Annotated in this window: 14 protein-coding genes and 1 pseudogene; 5 read left to right on the forward strand and 10 right to left on the reverse strand. The window is 65.4% G+C overall.

Annotated elements, in window-relative coordinates; genetic code table 11:
• Positions 1 to 112 precede the first annotated feature (112 nt).
• The 9 genes from CI805_RS13105 to CI805_RS13145 all read right to left on the reverse strand — a co-directional run bounded on the left by CI805_RS13105 (position 113) and on the right by CI805_RS13145 (position 10,239).
• Entirely contained in the window at positions 113 to 1,120 is a 1,008-nt protein-coding gene (locus tag CI805_RS13105; protein WP_260924081.1) for a YdiY family protein, read from the reverse strand.
• Between the two features lie 287 nt (positions 1,121 to 1,407).
• Positions 1,408 to 2,997 (reverse strand): glucan biosynthesis protein, encoded by a 1,590-nt coding sequence (locus CI805_RS13110; protein ID WP_260924083.1) that lies wholly within the window; start codon positions 2,995 to 2,997, stop codon positions 1,408 to 1,410.
• 315 nt (positions 2,998 to 3,312) lie between these two features.
• The gene (locus CI805_RS13115; RefSeq protein WP_260924086.1) at positions 3,313 to 4,878 is read right to left on the reverse strand and encodes an efflux transporter outer membrane subunit; all 1,566 of its coding nucleotides are present in this window, start codon (positions 4,876 to 4,878) and stop codon (positions 3,313 to 3,315) included.
• Positions 4,879 to 4,881: 3 nt separating this feature from the next.
• The gene (locus CI805_RS13120; protein ID WP_260924089.1) at positions 4,882 to 5,850 is read right to left on the reverse strand and encodes an HlyD family secretion protein; all 969 of its coding nucleotides are present in this window, start codon (positions 5,848 to 5,850) and stop codon (positions 4,882 to 4,884) included.
• Positions 5,847 to 6,062 carry a DUF1656 domain-containing protein gene (locus CI805_RS13125; protein WP_260924092.1) on the reverse strand — a complete coding sequence of 72 codons (216 nt, stop codon included), beginning with the start codon at positions 6,060 to 6,062 and terminating at the stop codon, positions 5,847 to 5,849. Before CI805_RS13125 ends, CI805_RS13120 begins: the two co-directional genes overlap by 4 nt.
• Positions 6,059 to 8,095 (reverse strand): FUSC family protein, encoded by a 2,037-nt coding sequence (locus CI805_RS13130; protein ID WP_260927982.1) that lies wholly within the window; start codon positions 8,093 to 8,095, stop codon positions 6,059 to 6,061. The genes CI805_RS13125 and CI805_RS13130 overlap by 4 nt, the downstream gene beginning before the upstream one ends.
• A 73-nt stretch (positions 8,096 to 8,168) precedes the next feature.
• Entirely contained in the window at positions 8,169 to 8,585 is a 417-nt protein-coding gene (locus CI805_RS13135) for a MarR family winged helix-turn-helix transcriptional regulator (RefSeq protein ID WP_260924094.1), read from the reverse strand.
• A 301-nt stretch (positions 8,586 to 8,886) separates the two neighbouring features.
• On the reverse strand, positions 8,887 to 9,153 hold the full coding sequence (locus CI805_RS13140; RefSeq protein ID WP_260927983.1) for a GIY-YIG nuclease family protein: 267 nt from the start codon (positions 9,151 to 9,153) through the stop codon (positions 8,887 to 8,889).
• Positions 9,154 to 9,273: 120 nt separating this feature from the next.
• Positions 9,274 to 10,239 (reverse strand): AraC family transcriptional regulator, encoded by a 966-nt coding sequence (locus tag CI805_RS13145; RefSeq protein ID WP_260924097.1) that lies wholly within the window; start codon positions 10,237 to 10,239, stop codon positions 9,274 to 9,276.
• A gap of 335 nt (positions 10,240 to 10,574) precedes the next feature.
• On the opposite strand from CI805_RS13145, the gene CI805_RS13150 reads away from it, so the two are divergent.
• The 4 genes from CI805_RS13150 (at position 10,575) to fahA (ending at position 16,479) form a co-directional block, all read left to right on the forward strand.
• Entirely contained in the window at positions 10,575 to 11,882 is a 1,308-nt protein-coding gene (locus tag CI805_RS13150) for an MFS transporter (protein ID WP_260924100.1), read from the forward strand.
• A 132-nt stretch (positions 11,883 to 12,014) separates the two neighbouring features.
• Positions 12,015 to 13,541 carry an alginate export family protein gene (locus CI805_RS13155; protein WP_260924102.1) on the forward strand — a complete coding sequence of 509 codons (1,527 nt, stop codon included), beginning with the start codon at positions 12,015 to 12,017 and terminating at the stop codon, positions 13,539 to 13,541.
• 242 nt (positions 13,542 to 13,783) lie between these two features.
• Positions 13,784 to 15,133: a homogentisate 1,2-dioxygenase gene (hmgA, locus tag CI805_RS13160; protein WP_260927984.1), complete on the forward strand. Its 1,350-nt coding sequence runs from the start codon at positions 13,784 to 13,786 to the stop codon at positions 15,131 to 15,133.
• A complete protein-coding gene (gene fahA / locus CI805_RS13165) occupies positions 15,130 to 16,479 on the forward strand; it encodes a fumarylacetoacetase (RefSeq protein WP_260924105.1) in 1,350 nt (449 codons plus the stop codon). The genes hmgA and fahA overlap by 4 nt, the downstream gene beginning before the upstream one ends.
• A 99-nt stretch (positions 16,480 to 16,578) precedes the next feature.
• Here fahA and CI805_RS13170 read toward each other — a convergent pair.
• Positions 16,579 to 18,494, reverse strand: a pseudogene (locus tag CI805_RS13170) (CocE/NonD family hydrolase).
• A 504-nt stretch (positions 18,495 to 18,998) separates the two neighbouring features.
• On the opposite strand from CI805_RS13170, the gene CI805_RS13175 reads away from it, so the two are divergent.
• Positions 18,999 to 20,555: an alginate export family protein gene (locus tag CI805_RS13175; protein ID WP_260924108.1), complete on the forward strand. Its 1,557-nt coding sequence runs from the start codon at positions 18,999 to 19,001 to the stop codon at positions 20,553 to 20,555.
• The last annotated feature ends 20 nt before the right edge of the window (positions 20,556 to 20,575 follow it).

A 20,575-nucleotide genomic window follows, 5' to 3' on the forward strand; every position in this document is an offset into this window, starting at 1 on the left:
TTCTCAGATTATCCATCTTCGTGCATCTCTATGCACCGGCCTGCCTCCTTGCGGACAAATCCCGAGAAGGGCAAGCACCGAAGATGGGATGGCCGCGATCCGGGCGGCCAGATCAGAAGCTGTAGATCAGCGAGGCCCTGGCGATGCGATCGGTCGTCTTGGCCCCGTCCGACGGGTTGCTTTCATAGTTGATGTTGTACGACAGCTTGCTCTTGAGCGGGCCGAACAGCGTCGATTCCACCGAGGTTTCCGATGCCACCGTGGTCGCCCCGGCTTCGAGGTAGACTGCCAGCGCTTCCTTCAGCGTCACCGTCTTGGAAGGCATCCACGCGATGTTCGCGCTGCCGCGTGCGGCAAGGCGGGTCGTCATGTCGTCCTCGTAATAGACGGTATGACGGATTGCCGGACCGACGCTGAGATCGATGGTCAGATCCTTGCGGTTCACGGCCTTGATACCGGCACCGGCCGAGATCGTATAACGCTGGCGGTAGCCCAGGCTCAGATCGTGCTCGAACTGGGAGAGACCATAGATGTAGTTGTTGGCATCGATATTGTAGCGCGGCTGATAGGCCGCCAGCGCACGCTCGGTATCGGTCACGCCGCTGGTCCGGCTGTAGGTGCCCGACATCGTGATGACGTGCTCCCAGTTGATGCCGGTCCGCTTGAGCGAGACATTGGTGTAGATGCCGACCTGGCTGGTGTTGCCCGAAGTGACATTTCCACCGAGCTCGACCGAGCCCTTCCACAGCTCGAAAATGCCTGCCGCGCGGATCTTGGCCTTGCGTGCGGCCTCCTTCTCTGCCGTGCTGGCATCGAGCGCGGCGTGATAGCGCTTGCCGATGGCCTCGATATCGTCCTTGTACTCGGGCGAGATCTTCTTGGCGAACTTCACCATGGCATCCACGGTGTTCGCGTCGTTGGCGTCGACTGCGGCGGCCAGCATCGCGCGGATATTGGCCGGCAGCTCGGGGGCAGGCGGCGTCAGGATGACAAGCTGCGGCACCGGATCGGGCAGCAGCATGCGGATCGGCGGCGGGGGAGGCGGCGGCGGAAGCGGCACCAGCGCATCGGGCGCAGGCACGGCATCGGCCGGCACAGGCTGCACGACAGGCTGGCTCACCAGCGAAGGCGCGACCGCGGGCTTCGTCGCCGCGTGCGCAACCTGCGACAGCGCGACGGCCGGGAACAGCGCGACAACGCACGCGAGAACGGGTCCGCTCGGGGGCAGCGGGCGCGGGACGCTACGGATCGCAACTTCTCCTGGACTTGGTGCGGGGTGAATTCCGAGCCCTTCGTATAACGATCGGTGCCTGTGGCGCAATCCGCGCTGCAAGCCTTGGCGCTGCACTGCGGCGAACCGAGTATACGGCGCGGCATCATTCCAGTGTCGCGCCGTACACCGTAAGATCAGAGTTTCAGCGCCTTGATCACCGTCTCGGTAAGCGCGCCCTGCCCGCGTTTCAGGAACAGGCGCAGGTCCGTAGGACCGGCGGCATCTAGCTTGATATCCAGCGCCGCGCGCCACAGGCCGTTGCCGCGATAGACCGGATAGACATTGGTCGAAAGCAGCTGTGCCTTGTCCAGGTTCGTCACCACCTCGACGCCCGAAGAGCCCGTCAGGCCGGTCAGCGAAGGCCCCGCGAAGTCGAACACGAACTTCTGGGCGCCGGGAATCGCCGGGCTGTCCGCGACACCCGCCTTGCCCACCCGGATATCGACGCAGCGCGCGGCATCGTCGGCGCTGGGATCTTTCGAGGTCCAGGTCAGGCGATAGGCGACAGCGATATGATCGCCCTTGCGCACCGGTTTGTCGGGCGTCCAGAACGCGGCCATATTGTCCTGGTTCTCGTTGTTCGTCGGCATCTCGTAGAGCCGCACGGTGCCCGCGCCCCAGTCTCCCTTCGGTTCGACCCAAAGGTTCGGACGGCGGTCGAAGAATCCGCCATCGTCCTGATAGTGATCGAAGTTCTGGTCACGCTGGAGCAGGCCGAAGGCCTTGGGGCTGTTCGCCTGAAACGTGAAGATCCGGGCCGAAGGCGGATTTTCCAGCGGGCGCCAGATATGCTCGCCATCGCCCGGCCAGATGGCGATACCGTCCGAATCGTGGACTTCCGGGCGCCAGTCGGTGCGGTTGAGCGTCGACTGGTCGTACCAGAACATGCTGGAGGCAGGCGCGAGGCCCAGCTGCTTCACGTCCTGCCGGAAGAACAGCTGCGCCTGCACGTCCTGCACCGCGCCATTGGGATCGACGTTGCGCGTGTCGAAGGCAAAGGCACCGCAGACGTGCGGACTGTCGAGCATCGCATGGATCATGAAGCGATCGGGGGTGATCTCCTCGATCCAGAATTTGGTGAAATTGGGGAAGTCCTCCCCCGTCGGCAGGCCGGTGTCGATGGCAAGGCCGCGCGCGGAAATCCCGAACTGGTCGCGCGAACCGGAGGTGCGGAAGTACGAGGCGCCCATGAACGAGAGCCAGTCGGCATGACCGTCCGAGGCCATGACGCGGAAACCGGCGATATCGGCCTTGGTCCCGCCCACGAACAGGTCCGAGGTATCGACGACCGGGCGCGCCTGCCCGTTCTGCACAACGTTCAACTCGACCGCATAGGGTGCAACCGCCGTGCTGGTGGGGAACAGACGGATCACGCGGGCAATCGATCCGGCGGTGCCGTAGGTCAGGCGCGCCAGCGTATCGAAGTCCTTCGCCGCCGTGGGCGAGACCGGCGGCTGCACATAGGGCTTGGCCGCCATGGACCGCGCCATCTTCACGAGGCCTTCCCAGCTGAACGCCACCGGTTTGCCGAGGTAGGCAGGCACGGCAGGCGCCGCGGCAGAGGACGTGGCGGCGGCGCGCGCGGTCGCGGGCAGCAGGCCCGCACCGATCAGCGCGCCGATCAGGCCGGTCATGTCGCGACGCGACAGGGCAATATCGTCGCGACGCGACAGGCTGATATCAGCCACAGCATCAGGCGCGGCGCCGCTGGCAGCGTCGGTCATCGTAACATTCGGTTCGGCATTGGGCATTCGACGGATGGGCACAGGCAGGCGTCCTCGCTGGCTTGTTGTCAGTCCTTACGAGCCTTACCGACATCCTTTCCGCAAAACTTTCGCATAGGAACGGCCTCGCGCCCAAGCCGTTCCCCGTCGCTTTGTAGCCCTTTGTCGCAAGGCCCGGATCGGCCTCTGCGTAGGCTATCGTTGGCGCCCTCTTCGGGATCGCATCGCCGCTTGGCCATGGCGCAAGGGCGTCAACGGGACGGACGGGGCCTTATCCGCGATGGACCGCCCGTATGATGGACAGGGCTTTAAGCATCACGGCGCGGACGATCCATCGGGCGCGTCCGCAGCATCGCTCTTCTTGCCTGCAGCCTTACCGGCGGCCTTGCCAGCAACCTTGTCCGCAGCCGCTTTCGCGGCGACAGCGCGTTTGGCAATGTCCTCGTCGGTGCTCGGCACGTTCTGCCAGCCGCCGCCCAGTTCCATGAACACCGCGATCTGGCGGTCGACCAGCTTGGCCTGCGCCGCCGCATAGCTCAGCTGCACATTGACGTGGTTGCCCTGCGCGGACAGCACCGAGAGGAAGTCCGACCGGCCAAAGCGCATCAGCTTGGCCGACTGCTGCGAAGACAGGGCCGCGCTGGCCGCCGCACGCCGCAGGGCGTCGGCGGTCTTTTCCGCCTGTACATAGCTGTCGAGCGAATCCTCGACCCCGCGCAGGGCCGAAAGCACGGTGGAATCGAACTTGGCGATATCGGCATCGACCTGTGCATTCGCCGCGTCGATCTTGGCCTTCACGATCGGCCGGTTCGGGAAATTCCAGCTGAGCAGCGGCCCCAGCCCGAAGGCATAGTTGGTGCTGGAGAACATCTCCGGATACTGGCCGCCTGCCAGCAGTCCGCCACCGATGGAAACGGTGGGATAGAGGTCCGCCATGGCCACGCCGATCCGCGCAGTGTCACCGGCGATCATGCGTTCGGCCTGCCGGATATCGGGACGGCGACGGATCATCGCCGCGCCGTCGCCAACGGGCATGGGCTGCGAAAGCGTGGGCAGCGTATCGCAGGTCTCGACGTCCTTGGGATACTCCGCAGGCGGCTTGCCCAGCAGCGTTGCCAGGAGGAACAGCGCGCCCTGTCGCTGCGAGACGAAGCCCGGCAGGTTGGCCTCGGTGGTCTCGACCGCCGTGCGCGCACGGGTAACGTCGAACGCGGTGGCCCGCCCGCCCTTCTGCAGGCGGATCGTCGCGTTCAGCGTCGACTGCTGGTTGGCGATGACGCGCTGCATCACCTTGTACTGGTAATTGGCAGAGCAGGCATCGGCATAGGCCTTGGTGGTCGCCGCTGCGACGGCGATCCGCACTGCATCGCGCGCGGCCTCCACCGCATCGCGATCGGCAAGGCTACCCTCGATCGCGCGCTTGATCTTGCCGTTGAGATCGAGCGGATAGGAGAACTGCATCCCCAGCGTATACGTGGTGATGCCCTGCTCTTCCGCGCCCAGCGAGAGCAGCGAGTAGTTGCGTTCGCGCGAGGTTGCCGCGACCACATCGGTCTTGATGTCGCGCGTGCCCATCGTGCCGCGCACCATCGCATCGGCCTTGCGCAGGTTGGCATCCGCCGCGCGCAGATCGGCATTGGCGGCCAGCGCCTGCTGCACCAGCTCGTCAATGCGGGGATTGTTGTAAAGCTCCCACCAGTGGTCGGGCAGCGGCTCCTCGCTGAAGCCCGGCCCCTCGGCAGACAGGAACGGTGCCTTGGCGGTATCCATGTTGGCCACCGAGTGTTCGGGTGGGTGATAATCCGGCCCGGCGACGCAGCCTGCAAGGGCTACCGCCAGGCCCGATACAGCCAGCAGGCCGCGAGTGCGCGCGCGGGACATCGCTTACTGCGCCCCCGTGGCGGCAGGTGCCGGAGCCGGAGCGGGCGTCTGCATCGGGGCGGGCTGCGGGGCGGCGGGTTTGGCCGCCACCGGCTTGCCCTGCACCGGATGCTGGACGATCGTCACTGTCGCGGTACGACCCGAGATCAGTGCGATACCCTGCGGCACCTTGGTCAGGTGGATACGGACCGGGATGCGCTGGGCCAGACGGACCCAGGTGAAGGTCGCCTCGACGCTGGGCAGCAGATTGCCGGAGTCAGAACGCGTAGTGTCGTTGATACCTGCCGCGATGCTGTCCACCCGGCCTTCCAGCTCGCGCTGCTCGCCCATCAGGTGGATGCGCACCGGTGCGCCGACATGGATCAGCGGCAGCTTGGTTTCCTCGAAGTAGCCTTCGATCCGCACCGAATCCTCGTCGGTCAGCGCCATCGCCTGCTTGCCCGGCGCCAGATAGTCGCCCGGATGCAGATCGAGGTTGGTAACGATGCCGTTGACCGAGGCGACGACATGCGTGCGCGACAGGTTCAGCTTCGCCTCGTCCACCGCGCTTTGCGCCTTTGCGACTGCCGCCTCGGCAGTCTGCACGGCCGCCACGTTCTCCTCGTGCGTTTCCGCCGCGACCAGATCACCCAGGGCAATGTCGCGCTGCGAGGTGCGGCGGGCCAGCGCCAGCGTGGCGCGGGCACTGGCAAGGCCCGCCTGGGCCTCGTCCAGCGCCAGTGTGTAGCGCGGCTTGTCGATCACGAACAGCAGGTCGCCCTTGTGGACCTGCTGGTTGTCGCGCACCTCGACCTCGGTGACGAGACCGCCGACGTCGGGCGTCACCCGCACCACGTCCACGCGCACCCGGCCGTCGCGCGTCCAGGGGTCCTGCTCGTAATGGCGCCACAGCCAGATGGCGACGATGACGGCGATAACGACGATGACGATGGTGGCGGCACTGCGGCCGATGGCGGCAAGCACGGGTTTCATACAAAGGTGCCCATAATGGAGGAAAGCCAGGCGAACAGGCCAAGGAGCAGGATGAACAGGCAAAGGTCCACCAGCGCGCGATAGGCGAAGAACCGGTAGAGCCCGAGCATGTTGACGAGCGGCGTCAGCAACAGCGTCACGGCTGCCGCCAGTACGCCCAGCAGCAGCAGCGTCGGGATGAAGACGCCAAACAGGGAAATCTCGCCGATCATGCGGGGCTCCGGTTGCCCTCGCCGGTCAGCGACGGGGGGATCGGGGTGGACGGGGGTACGGGGCCGCGCAAGGGCGCAGCCTCGGGAAACAGGTTGCGGCGCAGGCTGAGCAGGCCCAGCACGCCGGCGCGGCGCACCATCGGGCGGGGATGCGCCAGCACGGCGTCGGTGGCGGCGTCGATATCGTGCAGCAGCTCGTCGCGCGGCGGCGTGGGATCGGCGGGATCGAGGCGGCGATAGTACGTGCCGACATCGCCCAGCACGCGGGTCAGCGGCGCCGCTTCCTCAGGCCCGATAGCAAGGCGCAGCTGGCGCAGTTCGCCGATCGCCACACCGGTCCGCAGATCGCGCAAGGCATCGTAGAGCGCATTGCCGCCAAGACCACTGGCGACCAGCCGTGGCGAAAGCAGCGCAATGCGATCGAGCATCGTGTTGATCCAGCCGCGCACGTTGGGCGGCCCCATCAGGTTCGCGCGATCGCCGATCTCGCGCCAGCCGATGCGGATGGTCTTGCGCACGGCGTCCTCCGCCCCTGCGGACTGGAGCAGGCGCACCATGACGATGGCGAAAGCGATGCCCACCAGTTCGGACAGGTTGCCGTTCACGAAGGCCGGGAAATTGCTGACATACTTCTGCGAGATCAGCAGCGGGCTGGCCACGCCCAGCATCGTCGGCAGCGCGATGCCCATCCAGCGCGGCGAATGCATCAGCGAGCCCAGCACCAGCATCGGCGGCGCGAACACGGCGATGAACTCCGGCCAGTTGGTGACCCGCGGCAGGATCGCATAACCCATGATGCCCCCCACGACCGTCGCGATCAGGGTGCCGAAGAAGAACGCCTTGAGCGGCGCGATCGGGTTGGGCGCCGCCGCGAACAGCGCCAGAAACACCGCTGCCAGCATGACGCCGGTCGATCCGTCCTGCCAGCCGCTGCCGATCCACAGCGCCATGCCGACCGCCATCGTCAAAAACGCGCCGATCGCCCCGCGCAGCGCCCCGGAATAGTCGCGGTGCACCTCGCGCCCGCGCCGTCCTTCGAGCAGTTCAGCGACGCGCAGCGAGACCGGGCGACGGCCCGGCGTCGCCATCTGCTCGGCCAGCGCCCGCGCATCGCGGTGCGCGGCGATCAGATCGGCAAGGCGCGAGGTCAGCGACAGCAGCATCAGCGCGCGCCAGTCGCTATCCGCCGTCAACGCAGGCTCCAGCGCATGGCAGCGCGCGATCAGCTGGAGCGCCTCGGCCTCACGGTCCTCGCGCGGCATCGCAATGCGCGAGATCCAGCCGCGCGTATCGGCCAGCAGGGCGCACACGTCATCCGGCAGACCGCCTGCCTCGCGCAGGCCCGCGATGCGATCCGCGACGGCGGCGCCCAGCGGCATCAGCAGCGAGAGCTGGTCCTGCAAGGCCCGCACCGTCCGGACGCGCGGCGCGATGCGGTTCGTCTCGAACGGCAGATGGACCGACAACTGGTGCAGTTCGGTCACGTCCTGCGCGAGGCGACGGCGCTCGGCGACATAGGAGGGATCGGGCTCCATCTGCAGCAGATCAAGCGACCAGCGCTCGGCATCGGCGAGGATGCCGTCCACCCGCCCGAGCAGAAACCCGGCGACCGAGCGCGGCAGCACCAGCGCATGGACGAAACTGCCGCACACGATGCCAAGGGTAATCTCCTGCACGCGCAGCACGGCATAGGTGAAGATGTCCTGCGGCGCGTCGAGCACCGGGAAGGCGACGATCGCAGTGGTATAGCCCGCCAGCACGAACATGTACGAGCGCGGCGTGCGGTCCATCATCGAGACGAACACGCACAGGGCCAGCCACCCGGCCATCGCCAGCGTCAGCAGGACCGGGGTGTTGACGAGGTTGGGCACCAGCAGCACCGCCATACAGCCGCCGGTGAACGTGCCGATCACGCGAAACAGCGCCTTGGAAACCACCGTTCCCGCCAGCGGCTGGGCGACGATATAGGCCGTCAGGAACGACCAGAACGGCCGGTCGAGCCCGATCGTCAGGGCGATGTAGACGGCCAGCATCGCCGCCGCGAAAGACTTCAGCGAAAAGATCGCGGCATCGATGCCGTACCTGCTGGTCACGCCCGCCGCCCCCTCAGACCTGTTCGCGACGTTCGGAAATGCGCGCGCTGAACTGGTCGAACACAGCGATCATGCCCTTGAGCGCCTCGCTCGGCAATCCCTCCAGAAGCTCTGCGCGCAACCGGGCAAGACGGGCATCGAGACGCTGCGCGAGTTCGAGCCCTTCTGCGGTCAGGCTGAGCTGGCGGGCGCGGCCGTCGTGCTCGTCGGCAACACGCTCGACCAGCCCTGCAGCTTCCAGATGCTTGACGGTGCGTGCGATCGACGCCTCGGTGACGCCGGTGATCCGCGCGAGATCGCCCTGCCGCATCCCCGGCTCGCCGCTTTCGAGATAGACGAGCGCGCGCCCTTCCGATTCGGACACGCCCAGCGATTCCAGCTCGACGTTGGCCAGCAGCTGCCAGGCCCGCCCGATGGGAGCAATGCGCATCGTCAGGGCGCGTTCGAGTCTGCGGCGGTCATTCACGGGGCGGTTACTTAGAACGCTAACTAATTATACTCAACCCCCGTGCTCGACAAATTTTCACGCGGGCGAAATGTTGGATCGAAGGGCGCAAAAGGGCGATATGGCGGGCACCGCCGCACGCGCAAATGCGAAATCAGCAAATCCGCAGTCGGACAACAGGCCTGTTAGATCTTGAAACACGTTCAGGTTGGCGACGGCAACAATAGGTGGTTAGCTGACGTTTTCATAATGCCGTCATCCCAGCGAAAGCTGGGATCGCTCTCGGTCAAATGAGGCGCTCGAACAGATTGCACCATCCGGGATTATGCTTTTCGATGAGTTCGATTTTCCACTCACGCCTCCATGCCTTAAGTGCCTTCTCTCGGGCCATGGCGGCGATTATCTCGGCGTGTTTCTCCACCAACACCAGGCGTGTGACGCCGTACTTCCGGCAAAATGCCGATCCGTTTCCGGCACGGTGCTGCATCATCCGCGACGCAAGATTGCTGGTCACTCCGATATACAGGACGCCATGTGGCCTGTTTGCAAGAATCTAGGTCCAGCCACCCATCCCGCTATCGTTACATAATGCCGAGAGCGATCCCAGCTTTCGCTGGGATGACGACAGGATTTTAACGTCCACAACGGGGCGTAACCCGCCGCCCTCTTCCCCTCACGGCACCGCGTCGATTTCCGCCTTGGCGCCGGGGGCATCGCTGCCAAATTGCTGGCGGCGGCGGAAGGCGCTGGGGGTCTGGCCGGTGCCGCGCACGAAGAAGCGCGAGAAATAGGGCAGGTCGGTAAAGCCCAGCCATTCGGCGATCTCGCTCACGCTCATGCCGGTATAGGCGAGGCAGCGCCGGGCCTCGGCCAGAATACGGTCGTGGACGTGCGAGATCGGCGAGGCGCCGGTCACTTCCTTGCAGGCGAGGCGAAGCTGCGAGGCGCTTACTCCCAGCAGCCCGGCAACTTCCACCAGCGAGGGCTGTTCGCGATAGCGCGCCTCCACCACTTCGCGAAAACGGTCGACCAGCGCATGGCGCGATCCCAGCGCGGGCGCGGTATCCTCGCCCCCCTGCGCCTCGCCGCGATCGCGCATCAGCATCAGCAGCACCGATTGCAGGTGCAGTTCGGCGGCGATCTGCGAGCCCTCGCGGCGCTGGTCCAGCTCGCCGCCCAGCCGGGCGAGTTCCGCCTCGATCCGTGCCGCGCTGCCCTCGCCCAGTCCGAACACCGCCGGGGTCCCGGCAATCCGGCGCAAGGTGGGCGCGCGCACCAGCAGACTTTCGAGATAGCTGTTCTCGATGGTCATCACCCACCCGCGCGAGCCCTCGAAATAGCGGTAGCCGTGGATGCGGTAGGGCGGGATAACGATGGCCGACGGCGCCTCGAACGGGATCATCTCCCCTTCCAGCGTGAACTCGCCGCCGCCCTCGACGCACAGCGCGATCTGGGTGAAGCGCGGATGCGTGTGCGGCGCGATCACCCAGCCACGCTCGCGCCCGCGCCGCTCCAGCCGCTCGACATTGAGGAACCAGTCGCCACGCGTACCGGCCTCTCCATACAGCACATAGCGCGGCACTGTGGCCGCGCTGACACTGCCGACCGGAGAACCCTTCAGGTTTGGCGAAAAGTCCAAACTATTTTGAGAATCCGACATGGACGTTCTGTACCCCCTGCCCCATGCACCGGGCAACAGGCAGGATAAGGCTTCAAGCCTCACGACACTGCCGAATGCGCAAGGCGAAAAGCCTTAGCCGGTGAGGAGGGTGATTATGATCATCACATATCGTTATGATATCCTCGTTTTGCGCAACGACCGGTGGCTATTGCCGCTGTAATCGTTTCTGATTGCAAGACGTGGTGAAGCGGGGGGCCGCGACACCATCGAACAAACAACAACATGTGTCGCCGCAAGGCCCGCGCCCCCAAGACCCTGAGAAGGGCGCGAGATAGTATTTACAGGAGAAGGGCATGGAAGATCCCCGCGCCATAGTTGCGCGCGAACCGATGCACTATAAGCAGGTTCTCGCCGTAACCATTGCAACTGCACTCAATGCACTCGATGGTTTCGACGTACTTTCAATCAGTTTCGCCTCCCCCGGCATTGCCAAGGACTGGGGCATCGACCGCGCTGCGCTGGGCCTCGTGCTGTCGATGGAACTGTTCGGCATGGGCATCGGCGCCTTCATTCTGGGCAACCTGGCCGACCGCGTGGGCCGTCGCCCGACGATCCTGGGCTGCCTTGTCATCATGTCGCTGGGCATGCTGGCCGCCTCGACCGCCACGAACGTCGAAATCCTCTCGGCCTATCGCCTGTTCACGGGCCTTGGCATCGGCGGCATGCTGGCCGCGACCAACGCCGTCGCCGCCGAATGCTCGAACGCCAAGCGTCGTAACCTGACAGTCGCGATCATGGCCGGCGGCTTCCCGATGGGCGCCATCGTCGGCGGTTCGCTCGCCTCGTTCGTACTGGGTGCGACCGGGCACTGGCAGTCGGTGTTCGAGTTCGGCTCGGCGCTCACCGCGCTGTTCATCCCGCTGACGCTGTGGCTGGTGCCCGAGACGATGGCCTTCCTCGTCACCAAGCGCCCCAAGGGTGCGCTGGAGAAGATCAACCGCACGATGGTTGCGCAAGGGCGCGCGCCGCTGGCCGAGCTGCCGCCGGTCGATGAAAGCAAGAAGCGCGCCTCGTTCGGGGACTTCTTCGCCCCCGGCATGCGCAGCGTGACGCTGCTGCTGACGCTTACCTACTTCGCGCACATGCTCAGCTTCTACTTCCTGATGAAGTGGATTCCCAAGATCGTCGTCGATCTGGGCTTTGCGCCCCCGATGGCGGGCGGCGTGCTGGTGTGGGCCAACGTCGGCGGCGCGATCGGCTCGATCACCGCCTCGATCCTGTCGCAGAAGATGGGCATCCGTCCGGTCGTCATCGCTTCGATGTTCCTGGGCTTCGTCGCCGTCGCCGCATTCGGCCAGGGCTTCACGACGCTGGGCGGCCTCTCGCTGATCGCCTGCATCGGCGGCTTCTTCACCAACGGTGCGACCGCGGGCCTCTATGCGGTGATCGCGCAGAGCTTCCCGGCGCAGCTGCGCGCTGGCGGCACCGGTGTGGTCATCGGCGTAGGCCGTGCGGGCGCGGCCCTCGGCCCGATCCTGGGCGGCCTGCTGTTCGCCAACGGCGTTTCGCTATCGCTGGTGGCGATCATCCTCGCCTGCGGCACGCTGGTCGGCGGCATCGCGCTGTCGCTGCTGCGCTACCGCGAGGATGCGATTGCATAAGAGCAGGCGCCCGATCGCCTGAACATACCTTCCGGGGCAGGACCGCCAAGGGCCGCCCTGCCCCGGCAACAACCTAAAAATCCAATTGCTTACAATTGAGCCTTTCGGCCAAGTTTTTCGGAGAGAATACCCATGCGTCGTCACGCATCTCGTACCTTGCTGCTCGCCTCAGGCGTGCTCGCGCTCGCCACCGTCACTGCCGGCACCGCCAAAGCCCAGTCGGTGGCACCGGACAGCAAGGACCAGGCAGCCACCGGCGGTCCGCTCAGTGGTCAATCCGTTGCCGGCGTGCGCCCTGCCAAGTCGCAGGCCAAGCCCGCGCAGGCGATGCCCGGCGGCCAGACCGGCCCGCAGGGTCTGCCCCAGGCCTTCCGCTGGACCGAGGACTGGTCGGCCAAGCCTGCCGCCGACGCGCCGATCATGGACAAGATCAAGCACATCTCGATCGTGCCCGACCATGACGACATCTACCTGACGCTGGGCGGCGAAGTGCGCGAATACTACACTGCGTGGTCGCACTCGGCGCTGGGCCGCACCGCAGGGGACGACAACACCCTGCTCCAGCAGCGCCTGCGCCTGCTGGCAGACCTGCACCTGGGCCAGAACGTGCGCGCCTATATCGAACTGGGCGACAACCGCGAGTTCGGCGAAGAGTTCGCCACCAAGCCCAACCGCGACCGCGTGGACATCTATCAGGCCTTCGTCGACGTCTCGATCCCGCTGGGCGATGCCGGCAAGATCACCCTGCGCCCCGGTCGCTTCGAGATGCCGCTGGGCAACGGCAAGCTTGCCGGCGTGCGCGAAGGGCTCGACATGCGCTTCACCTATCAGGGTATCGAGGGCACCTGGATCCTGCCGGGCAAGGTCTCGGTGCAGGCCTTCGCGGTGAAGCCGGTCAACATCAAGCCGGGCACTTTCGACGACGGCCCGAACCACACGCAGGACTTCCACGGCGTCTACATCAGCGCGCCCAATCGTCTGGCAGGCTTCGGCACCGACGTCTACTGGTACGAGATGGATCGCGACACCGCGACGCTGCGCACCGGCACCGGCCGCGACGATCGCAACAACTGGGGCGCGCGCCTGTGGAAGCGCAATGCCACCGTCGATATCGACCTTGAAGGCACGTACCAGAGCGGCACGTTCGCCGGGCAGGAGATCGAGGCTTACGGCGTGATGTTCGAAGGCGGCTACACCTTCAACGACAGCGCCCTCAAGCCCCGCCTTGGCCTGCGCGCCAACCTGTTCTCGGGCGACAAGCACGCGAACGACGGCAAGTCGAACACCTTCGTCGCCGCCTCGCCGCGCCTGCCGCTGTTCAGCGAGGCCGCGTTCTTCAACTTCTCGAACATCATGGACCTCTACCCCTCGGTCACGGTGAAGCCGACTCCTGCCGTCACGATCATGGCAGGCCCGGACTTCCTGTGGCGCAACACCAAGGCGGACGGCGTCTACATCGGCCCCACGGGGGCCAGCTTCGCGCCTTATGCATCGAGCCGCGCAATCGGCACCGATCTCAACCTCGAAGCCTCGTGGCAGGCCACAAAGCGCCTCTCGTTCCGCCTGTTCGAGACCTACTTCGCCGCCAGCAACTCCTTCCAGGACAACGGCGGCAAGAACGGCAACTACTTCGGCCTGCAGGGCGACTACCGCTTCTAAGGACGATCTTTCCAACCCCAACGAAGGCGTCGGCACCCGCACGGTGCCGGCGCCTTTTCAGGTCGGGCACGATCGCAAAACGCCCCTCGACCTTCCCCGCAAGCGCGCTATCTTCTCCCTTATAAAACAAGGAGAGGATCATGATCCGCGAAACCCGGCCCGAAACGGCCGAGCCCGTGGGCGAACAGGCGAACGAACAGGCGCCCGATCGGCCGGCCGCCGGCACGCGCCCGGCAGCCGCAATGCTCACCGGATTTGCCAACCATCACGCCAGCGAGGCGGTGCCCGGCGCCCTGCCGATCGGGCGCAATTCCCCGCAAGTGCCCCCGTTCGGGCTCTATGCCGAACAGCTTTCGGGCACCGCTTTCACGGCTCCGCGCCATGCCAATCGCCGCTCGTGGCTCTATCGCCTGCGCCCCAGCGCGCAGCACGCGGCGTGGAAGCTGCTGTGCGGGGCCCCCGATCCCGATTCTGTCAATTTCAGCCGTGACCAGTTCGGCGATGCCGCGTTCGATGCCATCCCCGCCAGCCCCAACCGGCTGCGCTGGGATGCCCTGCCGCTGCCACCTGTGGGCGAGACCGATTTCGTCGATGGCCTCGTCAGCTGGGCCCGCGCGGGCGATCCCCACGAAGGCACCGGATGCAGCATCCATCTTTATGCGGCGGGCCGCTCGATGGAGCACCGCGCTTTCTTCAGCGCCGATGGCGAATGGCTGATCGTGCCGCAACACGGCGCGCTCCATATCGTGACCGAGATGGGCGCGATCACGGTCGCGCCCCTGCAGATCGCGGTGATCCCGCGCGGACTTCGCTTCCGTGTCGAGCTGCCCGAGGGCCCGGCGCGCGGCTATGTCTGCGAGAACCACGGCGCGCCGCTGCACCTGCCCGAACTCGGCCCCATCGGTGCCAATGGCCTTGCCAATTCGCGCGATTTCGAAACGCCTGCCGCCGCCTTCGAGGACGATGACACCCCTTGCGAACTGGTGCAGGCGTTTCAGGGCCGACTGTGGACCACAACGCTTGGCCACAGCCCGTTCGATGTCGTCGCCTGGCACGGCAACCTTGCCCCCTGTCGCTATGACCTCACCCGCTTCAATGCGATGAACACGGTGACGTTCGACCATCCCGATCCGTCGATCTTCACTGTGCTGACCTCGCCCAGCGATACGCCGGGGGTGGCGGGCGTGGACTTCGTGATCTTCCCGCCGCGCTGGTCGGTGGCCGAAGGCACTTTCCGTCCGCCCTATTTCCACCGCAACGTGATGAGCGAGTTCATGGGGCTGATCGAAGGCGCCTACGATGCCAAGGCGGCCAAGGCAGGAGGCGGCGGCTTCGTGCCCGGCGGGGCCAGTCTGCACAACCGCATGTCCGCGCACGGGCCGGATGCCGCCACGCATGCCGCTGCGGGCAAGGCCGCGCTCGAACCGGTACGCTACAGGGATACGATGGCCTTCATGTTCGAGAGCCGCTTCGTGTTCCGCCCCAGCCGCCGGGCGATGACCGGGCCCAGCTTGCAGCACGACTATGACAGCTGCTGGCAGGACTTTCCCAAAGCGCAGGTGCCGCCGCCTGCCGAGGGCGGCAAGGCATGACGCTGCCCTTGCGCGATGCCACGCATGACCCGAAGCGCACCAGTTGGGTCGCAAGCGCGAACGGCCATGCGCAGTTTCCGGTGCAGAACCTGCCGCTGGGCGTCTACGCCCCGCCCGCGGGGCCTCCCCGCATCGGCGTTGCCATTGGCGCCGCAGTGCTTGACCTCGCTGCCTGCGCCGTGGCCGATCTCCTGCCCGCTGCGGCACAGGATGCGGCCTGCCAGGACACGCTGAATGCGATCTTTGCCTTGCCCGCCCGCGAACGACAGGCCCTGCGCCACAGCATCAGCGCCCTGCTCAGCGACCTGTCCTACCGCGAAATGGTGGAACCGCTGCTCACCCCGGCTGCGGATTGCACGATGCATCTGCCCGCACGGATCGGGGACTACACCGATTTCTATGTCGGCATTCATCATGCCGAAGCGGTCGGTCGCCTGTTTCGCCCACAAAATCCTCTGCTGCCCAACTACAAGCACCTGCCCATCGGCTATCACGGACGCGCCTCCTCTGTCCGCGTCTCGGGCGAACCGGTGATCCGCCCGCGCGGACTGGTGCTTCCCGCAGGTGCCGATGTGCCCACGTACGCACCGACGGCAAGGCTCGATCACGAAGTGGAGCTGGCCTTGTGGGTCGGTCCCGGCAATGCGCCCGGACAGCCGATCCCGATTGCCGAAGCGGCGCAGCATGTGGTCGGCGTTGGCCTGCTCAACGACTGGTCGGCGCGCGATATACAGGCTTTCGAATACCAGCCGCTCGGCCCGTTCCTGGGCAAGAGCTTCCACACCTCGGTTTCGCCCTGGGTGGTGACGCTGGAGGCTCTCGCGCCGTTCCTCACCGCGCAAACACCGCGCCCCGAAGGCGACCCAGCCCCGCCGCCGCATCTGCATGACGAAGAGGACGCCCGGCGCGGCGCCCTTGCGCTCACGCTCGAAGCCAACCTCACCAGCGAGCGGATGCGACGCCACGGCGATGTGCCGCTGCGCCTCAGCCGCGCGAGTGCCGGTGCGATGTACTGGACGATGGCGCAGATGATCGCGCACCACACCTCGAACGGGTGCGACCTGCGCCCCGGCGACCTGCTCGGCACCGGCACGATCTCGGGACCTGATGAAGGCGGATGCGGAAGCCTGCTGGAGATGACGCGCGGCGGAATTGATCTCCTTACCCTGCCCTCCGGCGAGACACGCGCCTTCCTCGAAGACGGTGACGAAGTGGTGCTGAGCGCGCGTGCACAGGCCCCCGGTGCGGTGCCGATCGGCCTGGGCGAATGTCGCGCGCGCGTGCTGCCCGCATTCGATGCCCAGGGCAGCGCTGGAACCCGCCAGGGTGCCTCTAGCCCCGTCTAGACCCCCTCTAGACGCGTTTAGGCCGGTTTCTGCCCGACACGCAAAAGGGCCGGAAAGCGGCGTGCTTTTCCGGCCCTTTCATGCTGCTTTTTCAGCGACTTAATTTGTCGCGGTCGAGGCCGGGACCACCGGCAGCAGCACGGCGCTCTGCCCCTGCGGCCCGTGCTCGATCGTCACTGTCGCCGCCTTGTAATCGGCGGGCTTGGCGAACAGGATGTTGGGCACGTAAGTCTGCGGATTGCGGTCATAAACCGGGAACAGGCTCGACTGGATCTGCACCATGATCTTGTGCCCCGGCTTGAACTCGTAGTTCACGGTCGGCAGTCGGAATTTGTACTCCTGCACTTCATTCGCGGGAATTGCCGACGGGTTCGCAAAGCTCTTGCGATAGCGCCCACGGAAGATGTCGAGCGAGATCGGCAGCTGATACCCCCCATTTCCGGATTGCTGGCATCAGTGCCCGGATAGACGTCGATCACCTTGACCACGAAATCGCCGTCCGTCCCGGTGGTACGCGCAAAGATATCCGCGATCGGCGCGCCTTCCAGCTTCACCGACTTGGTCAGCACCGGCGTCGTGTACGAAACCACGTCAGGCCGCGCAGTGGCGAAGCGCTGGTCGGTGACGAGCCAGGTGCGCCAGCGATCGTTCTTCGCCGGGATCGGCAGCGGCAGGAACGGCACGGGCTTCGCCGGATCGGAGACATAGCTGTCTCCGCCACCGCTCGGCGCGGCGAAGGCAAGGCCGTTGTTCGCCTGTAGATACAACGGGGTAAGCGCCTGCTGGTCGGCGGGCTTCCAGTCGGCAAAGCTGTCCCAGTGCTTGTTCACCGGATCGTAGATCATCGCGTCGGGAAGCGGCTTGGGCTCCGGCGTGCCGCGCAGATAGTGGTTGAACCAAGGGATCATCACGTTTCGGCGGAAGTCCTGCGTGGTGTTGCCCGGCCACTTCAGCGGCCCCAGTTCGTTGCCGTCGCGGTTGATCTGGCTGTGATACCAAGGCCCCATCACGAGGTGGTTGTTGGCCCCGTAACCGGCCTGCTTCAGCGCCTCGAAAGCGTGGACGGCGCCATAGATGTCTTCCTGATCCCACAGGCCCTGCAGCCACATCGTCGGCACGGTCGAAGGGTGCGCGGCAACCTGCTTGTCCAGCGCCTGAAGCTGCCAGAAAGCATCGTAGGCCGGGTGCGCGGCAAAGCGGTTCCACCAGGGCAACTGCTTGAACCCGTTCTTTTCGGCATAGTCACCGGCCGAACCGCCTTCGAGGAAGTTCTGGTAATCGTCATAGTTCGCGCGCGGGATGCCCTGCCCCTCGCCCGCCTTGGTCATCTGGCCGGTGAAGTAGTCGAGGTTCACCTGACGGAAGGCGCCATAGTGATACCAGTCATCGCCCATCCAGCCATCGATCATCGGGCTTTCGGGCGCAGCGGCCTTCAGCGCAGGGTGCGGATGGAGCAGCGCCATGGCAACCGTCCAGCCGTCATACGACGAGCCGATCATGCCGACGTTGCCATTGGTTTCCTTGAGGTTCTTCACCAGCCAGTCGATGGTATCATAAGCATCGGTGGTGTCGTCGGTCTTGCTCGGGTTGAGCACGCCCATGGTGGGGCGCGTCATCACGTACTTGCCTTCCGAGCCGTACTTGCCGCGAATGTCCTGCCAGACAAGGATATAGCTGCCGTCCGCCCAGTCCTTGTTGCCCGACCATACCGCGTCGGCCATGTGCGGGCTGTCCGTGTTCGAGAAGCCGCTGGCGTTATAAGGGGTGCGCTCCAGCAGGATCGGCAAATCGTGCGCGCCCTTGGGGATCATCACCACGGTGTGCAGCTTCACGCCATCGCGCATCGGGATCATGATCTCGCGGCGGACGTAATCGAAGTTATCCTGCGGCTGCTTCCACGTCCCAGTGATGTCCGATCCGGTCTGGATCATGTCGGGCGTCACACCATCGGCATTCTTCGGCGCAGGGGCTGCGGCCGACAGGACGAACGCGAGCGAGACAAGCGCCCCGCCCATTGCGACTGATTTCATGGGGATGCGATCCTTGGCAGGTGGCGGGCCGCCCTCACGACCCTGAATGGAACCGGTCGCAACTATTGCGGGGTTGTTTCGACGATTGCAACACCCTGCCTTGCGCAAGCCTCGGACCAACGCCCCGAAGCATCGCGAAAGCGCCGGAAAGCGATCACTTCGGCTGATCGGCGGGATAATCCATCATTATTGGAAGTTTGCGCAAGGCGGCGACAGACTTGGCAGCATAACCGGTCACAAAGGCCGATACAACGGGAGAGGTCCATGGCCGCGCATAGCGCCGCAGCAGACCCGGCACATTCGACAGCCCCTTCGCAAGGGCTGCCGCCGTCGGACACCATGCCAAGACGAGCTTTCGCGGGGCTATCCCCGCCGATCTGACGCGCAGTTCGCGCCCATCACCTGAACTCGTATCTGCCCACCGCCTGACCGGGCGCCGCTGCACAGCGCGCGCCGGGGCGGCACATGTCTGAAAGACGTGACAAAACCATGATCCTTACCGCCCTTGGCCTTGCTGCCACAACCGCTCCCCTGGCGTTAAGCGCAGCCAGTCCGGACGCCATTCTGGTCAATTCCGATGCCGTCGCCGCCATCGCCCCGGCAACAGTGCAGGCTTCCGCGAAGGCGCCTCCCTCTGCACAGGAACCGGCTCCCGAGCCCGGCGCCAGGACCGATTTTCCCTTCGAGGCGCAAGGGCTCGGCGGCGCGGTCGGCCCGGTCTATCACCTCTCGCGCTGGACCGAGGACTGGTCGTATCTGCGTGACAAATCCAAACGCAAGGACCCGTTCGATCCGCTCAAGTTCGTGCCGCTGGACCCCGAAGGCAACACCTACATCACCTTCAGCAACGAGATGCGGCCGCGCATCAACGTGATGTCGAACCCCGGCCTTATTCCGGGTTCACCCCGGCAGGACCAGTTGCTGATGCGCATCTTCGCAGGCGCAGACCTGCATGTCGGGGACCATTTCCGCGCCTATGGCGAACTGGCCAGCAGCCTTGTCGGCGGCAATAACGTGCAGAAGTCCAAAACCAGCGGCTATGTGAAGAACGACCTGTTCGTCCAGCAGCTCTTCGTCGATGCCCATACGCAGATCGGCAGTGCAGACGTTGGCGTGCGCGTCGGGCGGCAGGACTTTCTCGACGGCCCACCGGTGATCATCTCCAATCAGGAGAATGCCGATATTCACGTCACTTTCGATGGCGTGCGCGGCTGGATCACCGGCAAGCGGGTGCGCGCCAGTCTGTTCGATTTCGATTACGTGACGGTCGGCACCGGTGCCTTCGACGATCCCACCGACCATTCCCGCCATCTGCGCGGCGTGACCGCCAGCGTCATGCTTACACCGCCGGGCGGCAAAGGCGATCCGCAGATCTTCTTCGACCCTTTCCTGTGGCAATATACCAATCGCGCAGCGAGTTACGGCGGCGTGACCGGGCATGAGCGGCGCGAGACATACGGCACACGGCTTTGGGGCAGCGGTGGCCCGATCAGCTTCGACTGGACGGCGCTGAAGCAAAGCGGCCGCTTCGACGGGCGCGACATCGACGCGACGATGGTCTTCACCAAGCAGCTCGTCCAGTTGAGCAGCAAGGGCTGGAAGCCGCAGATCGGCTTCCATGCGGACCTTGCGTCGGGTGGCGGCGCGTTCGGCGACGGCACGCTGGGAACCGCGAATTTCCTGGTCGGCTCGGTGCCGTACTGGAGCTGGTCCGTCTCGTTCGGCATGTCGAACTTCAAGGCGCTGGCCCCGATGGTGAACCTGCAACCGACCAAAAAGCTGAAAGTCCAGATGGAGTACGAGATGCTCTGGCGCGACGACGTACACGACGCGATCTACCAGTCCTCCGGCCTGCCCTATGCGCGCACCCAGAACTCGACCGATGCGCATACCGCCAACCTGCTGCGCGCCAACATTTCCTATGCGATCAATCCCCACCTCACCTGGACTACCCGGCTCGAATATGTCGATGCCAAGGGCGGACTGACGCAGGCGGGCTACGGCGACAGCATGTTTGCGGGAACATGGCTGCAATTCCGGTTTTAATCACGGCATGATGATCACGG

The sequence above is a fragment of the Novosphingobium sp. 9 genome, from assembly GCF_025340265.1.
Taxonomy (GTDB): domain Bacteria; phylum Pseudomonadota; class Alphaproteobacteria; order Sphingomonadales; family Sphingomonadaceae; genus Novosphingobium.

Bases quoted from the DNA above. Each gene is read 5' to 3' on its own strand.
- CI805_RS13110 (WP_260924083.1), bottom strand. From the start codon at position 2,997: ATGACCGACGCTGCCAGCGGCGCCGCGCCTGATGCTGTGGCTGATATC.
- CI805_RS13115 (WP_260924086.1), bottom strand. From the start codon at position 4,878: ATGTCCCGCGCGCGCACTCGCGGCCTGCTGGCTGTATCGGGCCTGGCG.
- CI805_RS13120 (WP_260924089.1), bottom strand. From the start codon at position 5,850: ATGAAACCCGTGCTTGCCGCCATCGGCCGCAGTGCCGCCACCATCGTC.
- CI805_RS13125 (WP_260924092.1), bottom strand. From the start codon at position 6,062: ATGATCGGCGAGATTTCCCTGTTTGGCGTCTTCATCCCGACGCTGCTG.
- CI805_RS13130 (WP_260927982.1), bottom strand. From the start codon at position 8,095: ATGCTGGCCGTCTACATCGCCCTGACGATCGGGCTCGACCGGCCGTTC.
- CI805_RS13135 (WP_260924094.1), bottom strand. From the start codon at position 8,585: ATGCGCATTGCTCCCATCGGGCGGGCCTGGCAGCTGCTGGCCAACGTC.
- CI805_RS13150 (WP_260924100.1), top strand. From the start codon at position 10,575: ATGGAAGATCCCCGCGCCATAGTTGCGCGCGAACCGATGCACTATAAG.
- CI805_RS13155 (WP_260924102.1), top strand. From the start codon at position 12,015: ATGCGTCGTCACGCATCTCGTACCTTGCTGCTCGCCTCAGGCGTGCTC.
- hmgA (WP_260927984.1), top strand. From the start codon at position 13,784: ATGCTCACCGGATTTGCCAACCATCACGCCAGCGAGGCGGTGCCCGGC.
- fahA (WP_260924105.1), top strand. From the start codon at position 15,130: ATGACGCTGCCCTTGCGCGATGCCACGCATGACCCGAAGCGCACCAGT.
- CI805_RS13175 (WP_260924108.1), top strand. From the start codon at position 18,999: ATGATCCTTACCGCCCTTGGCCTTGCTGCCACAACCGCTCCCCTGGCG.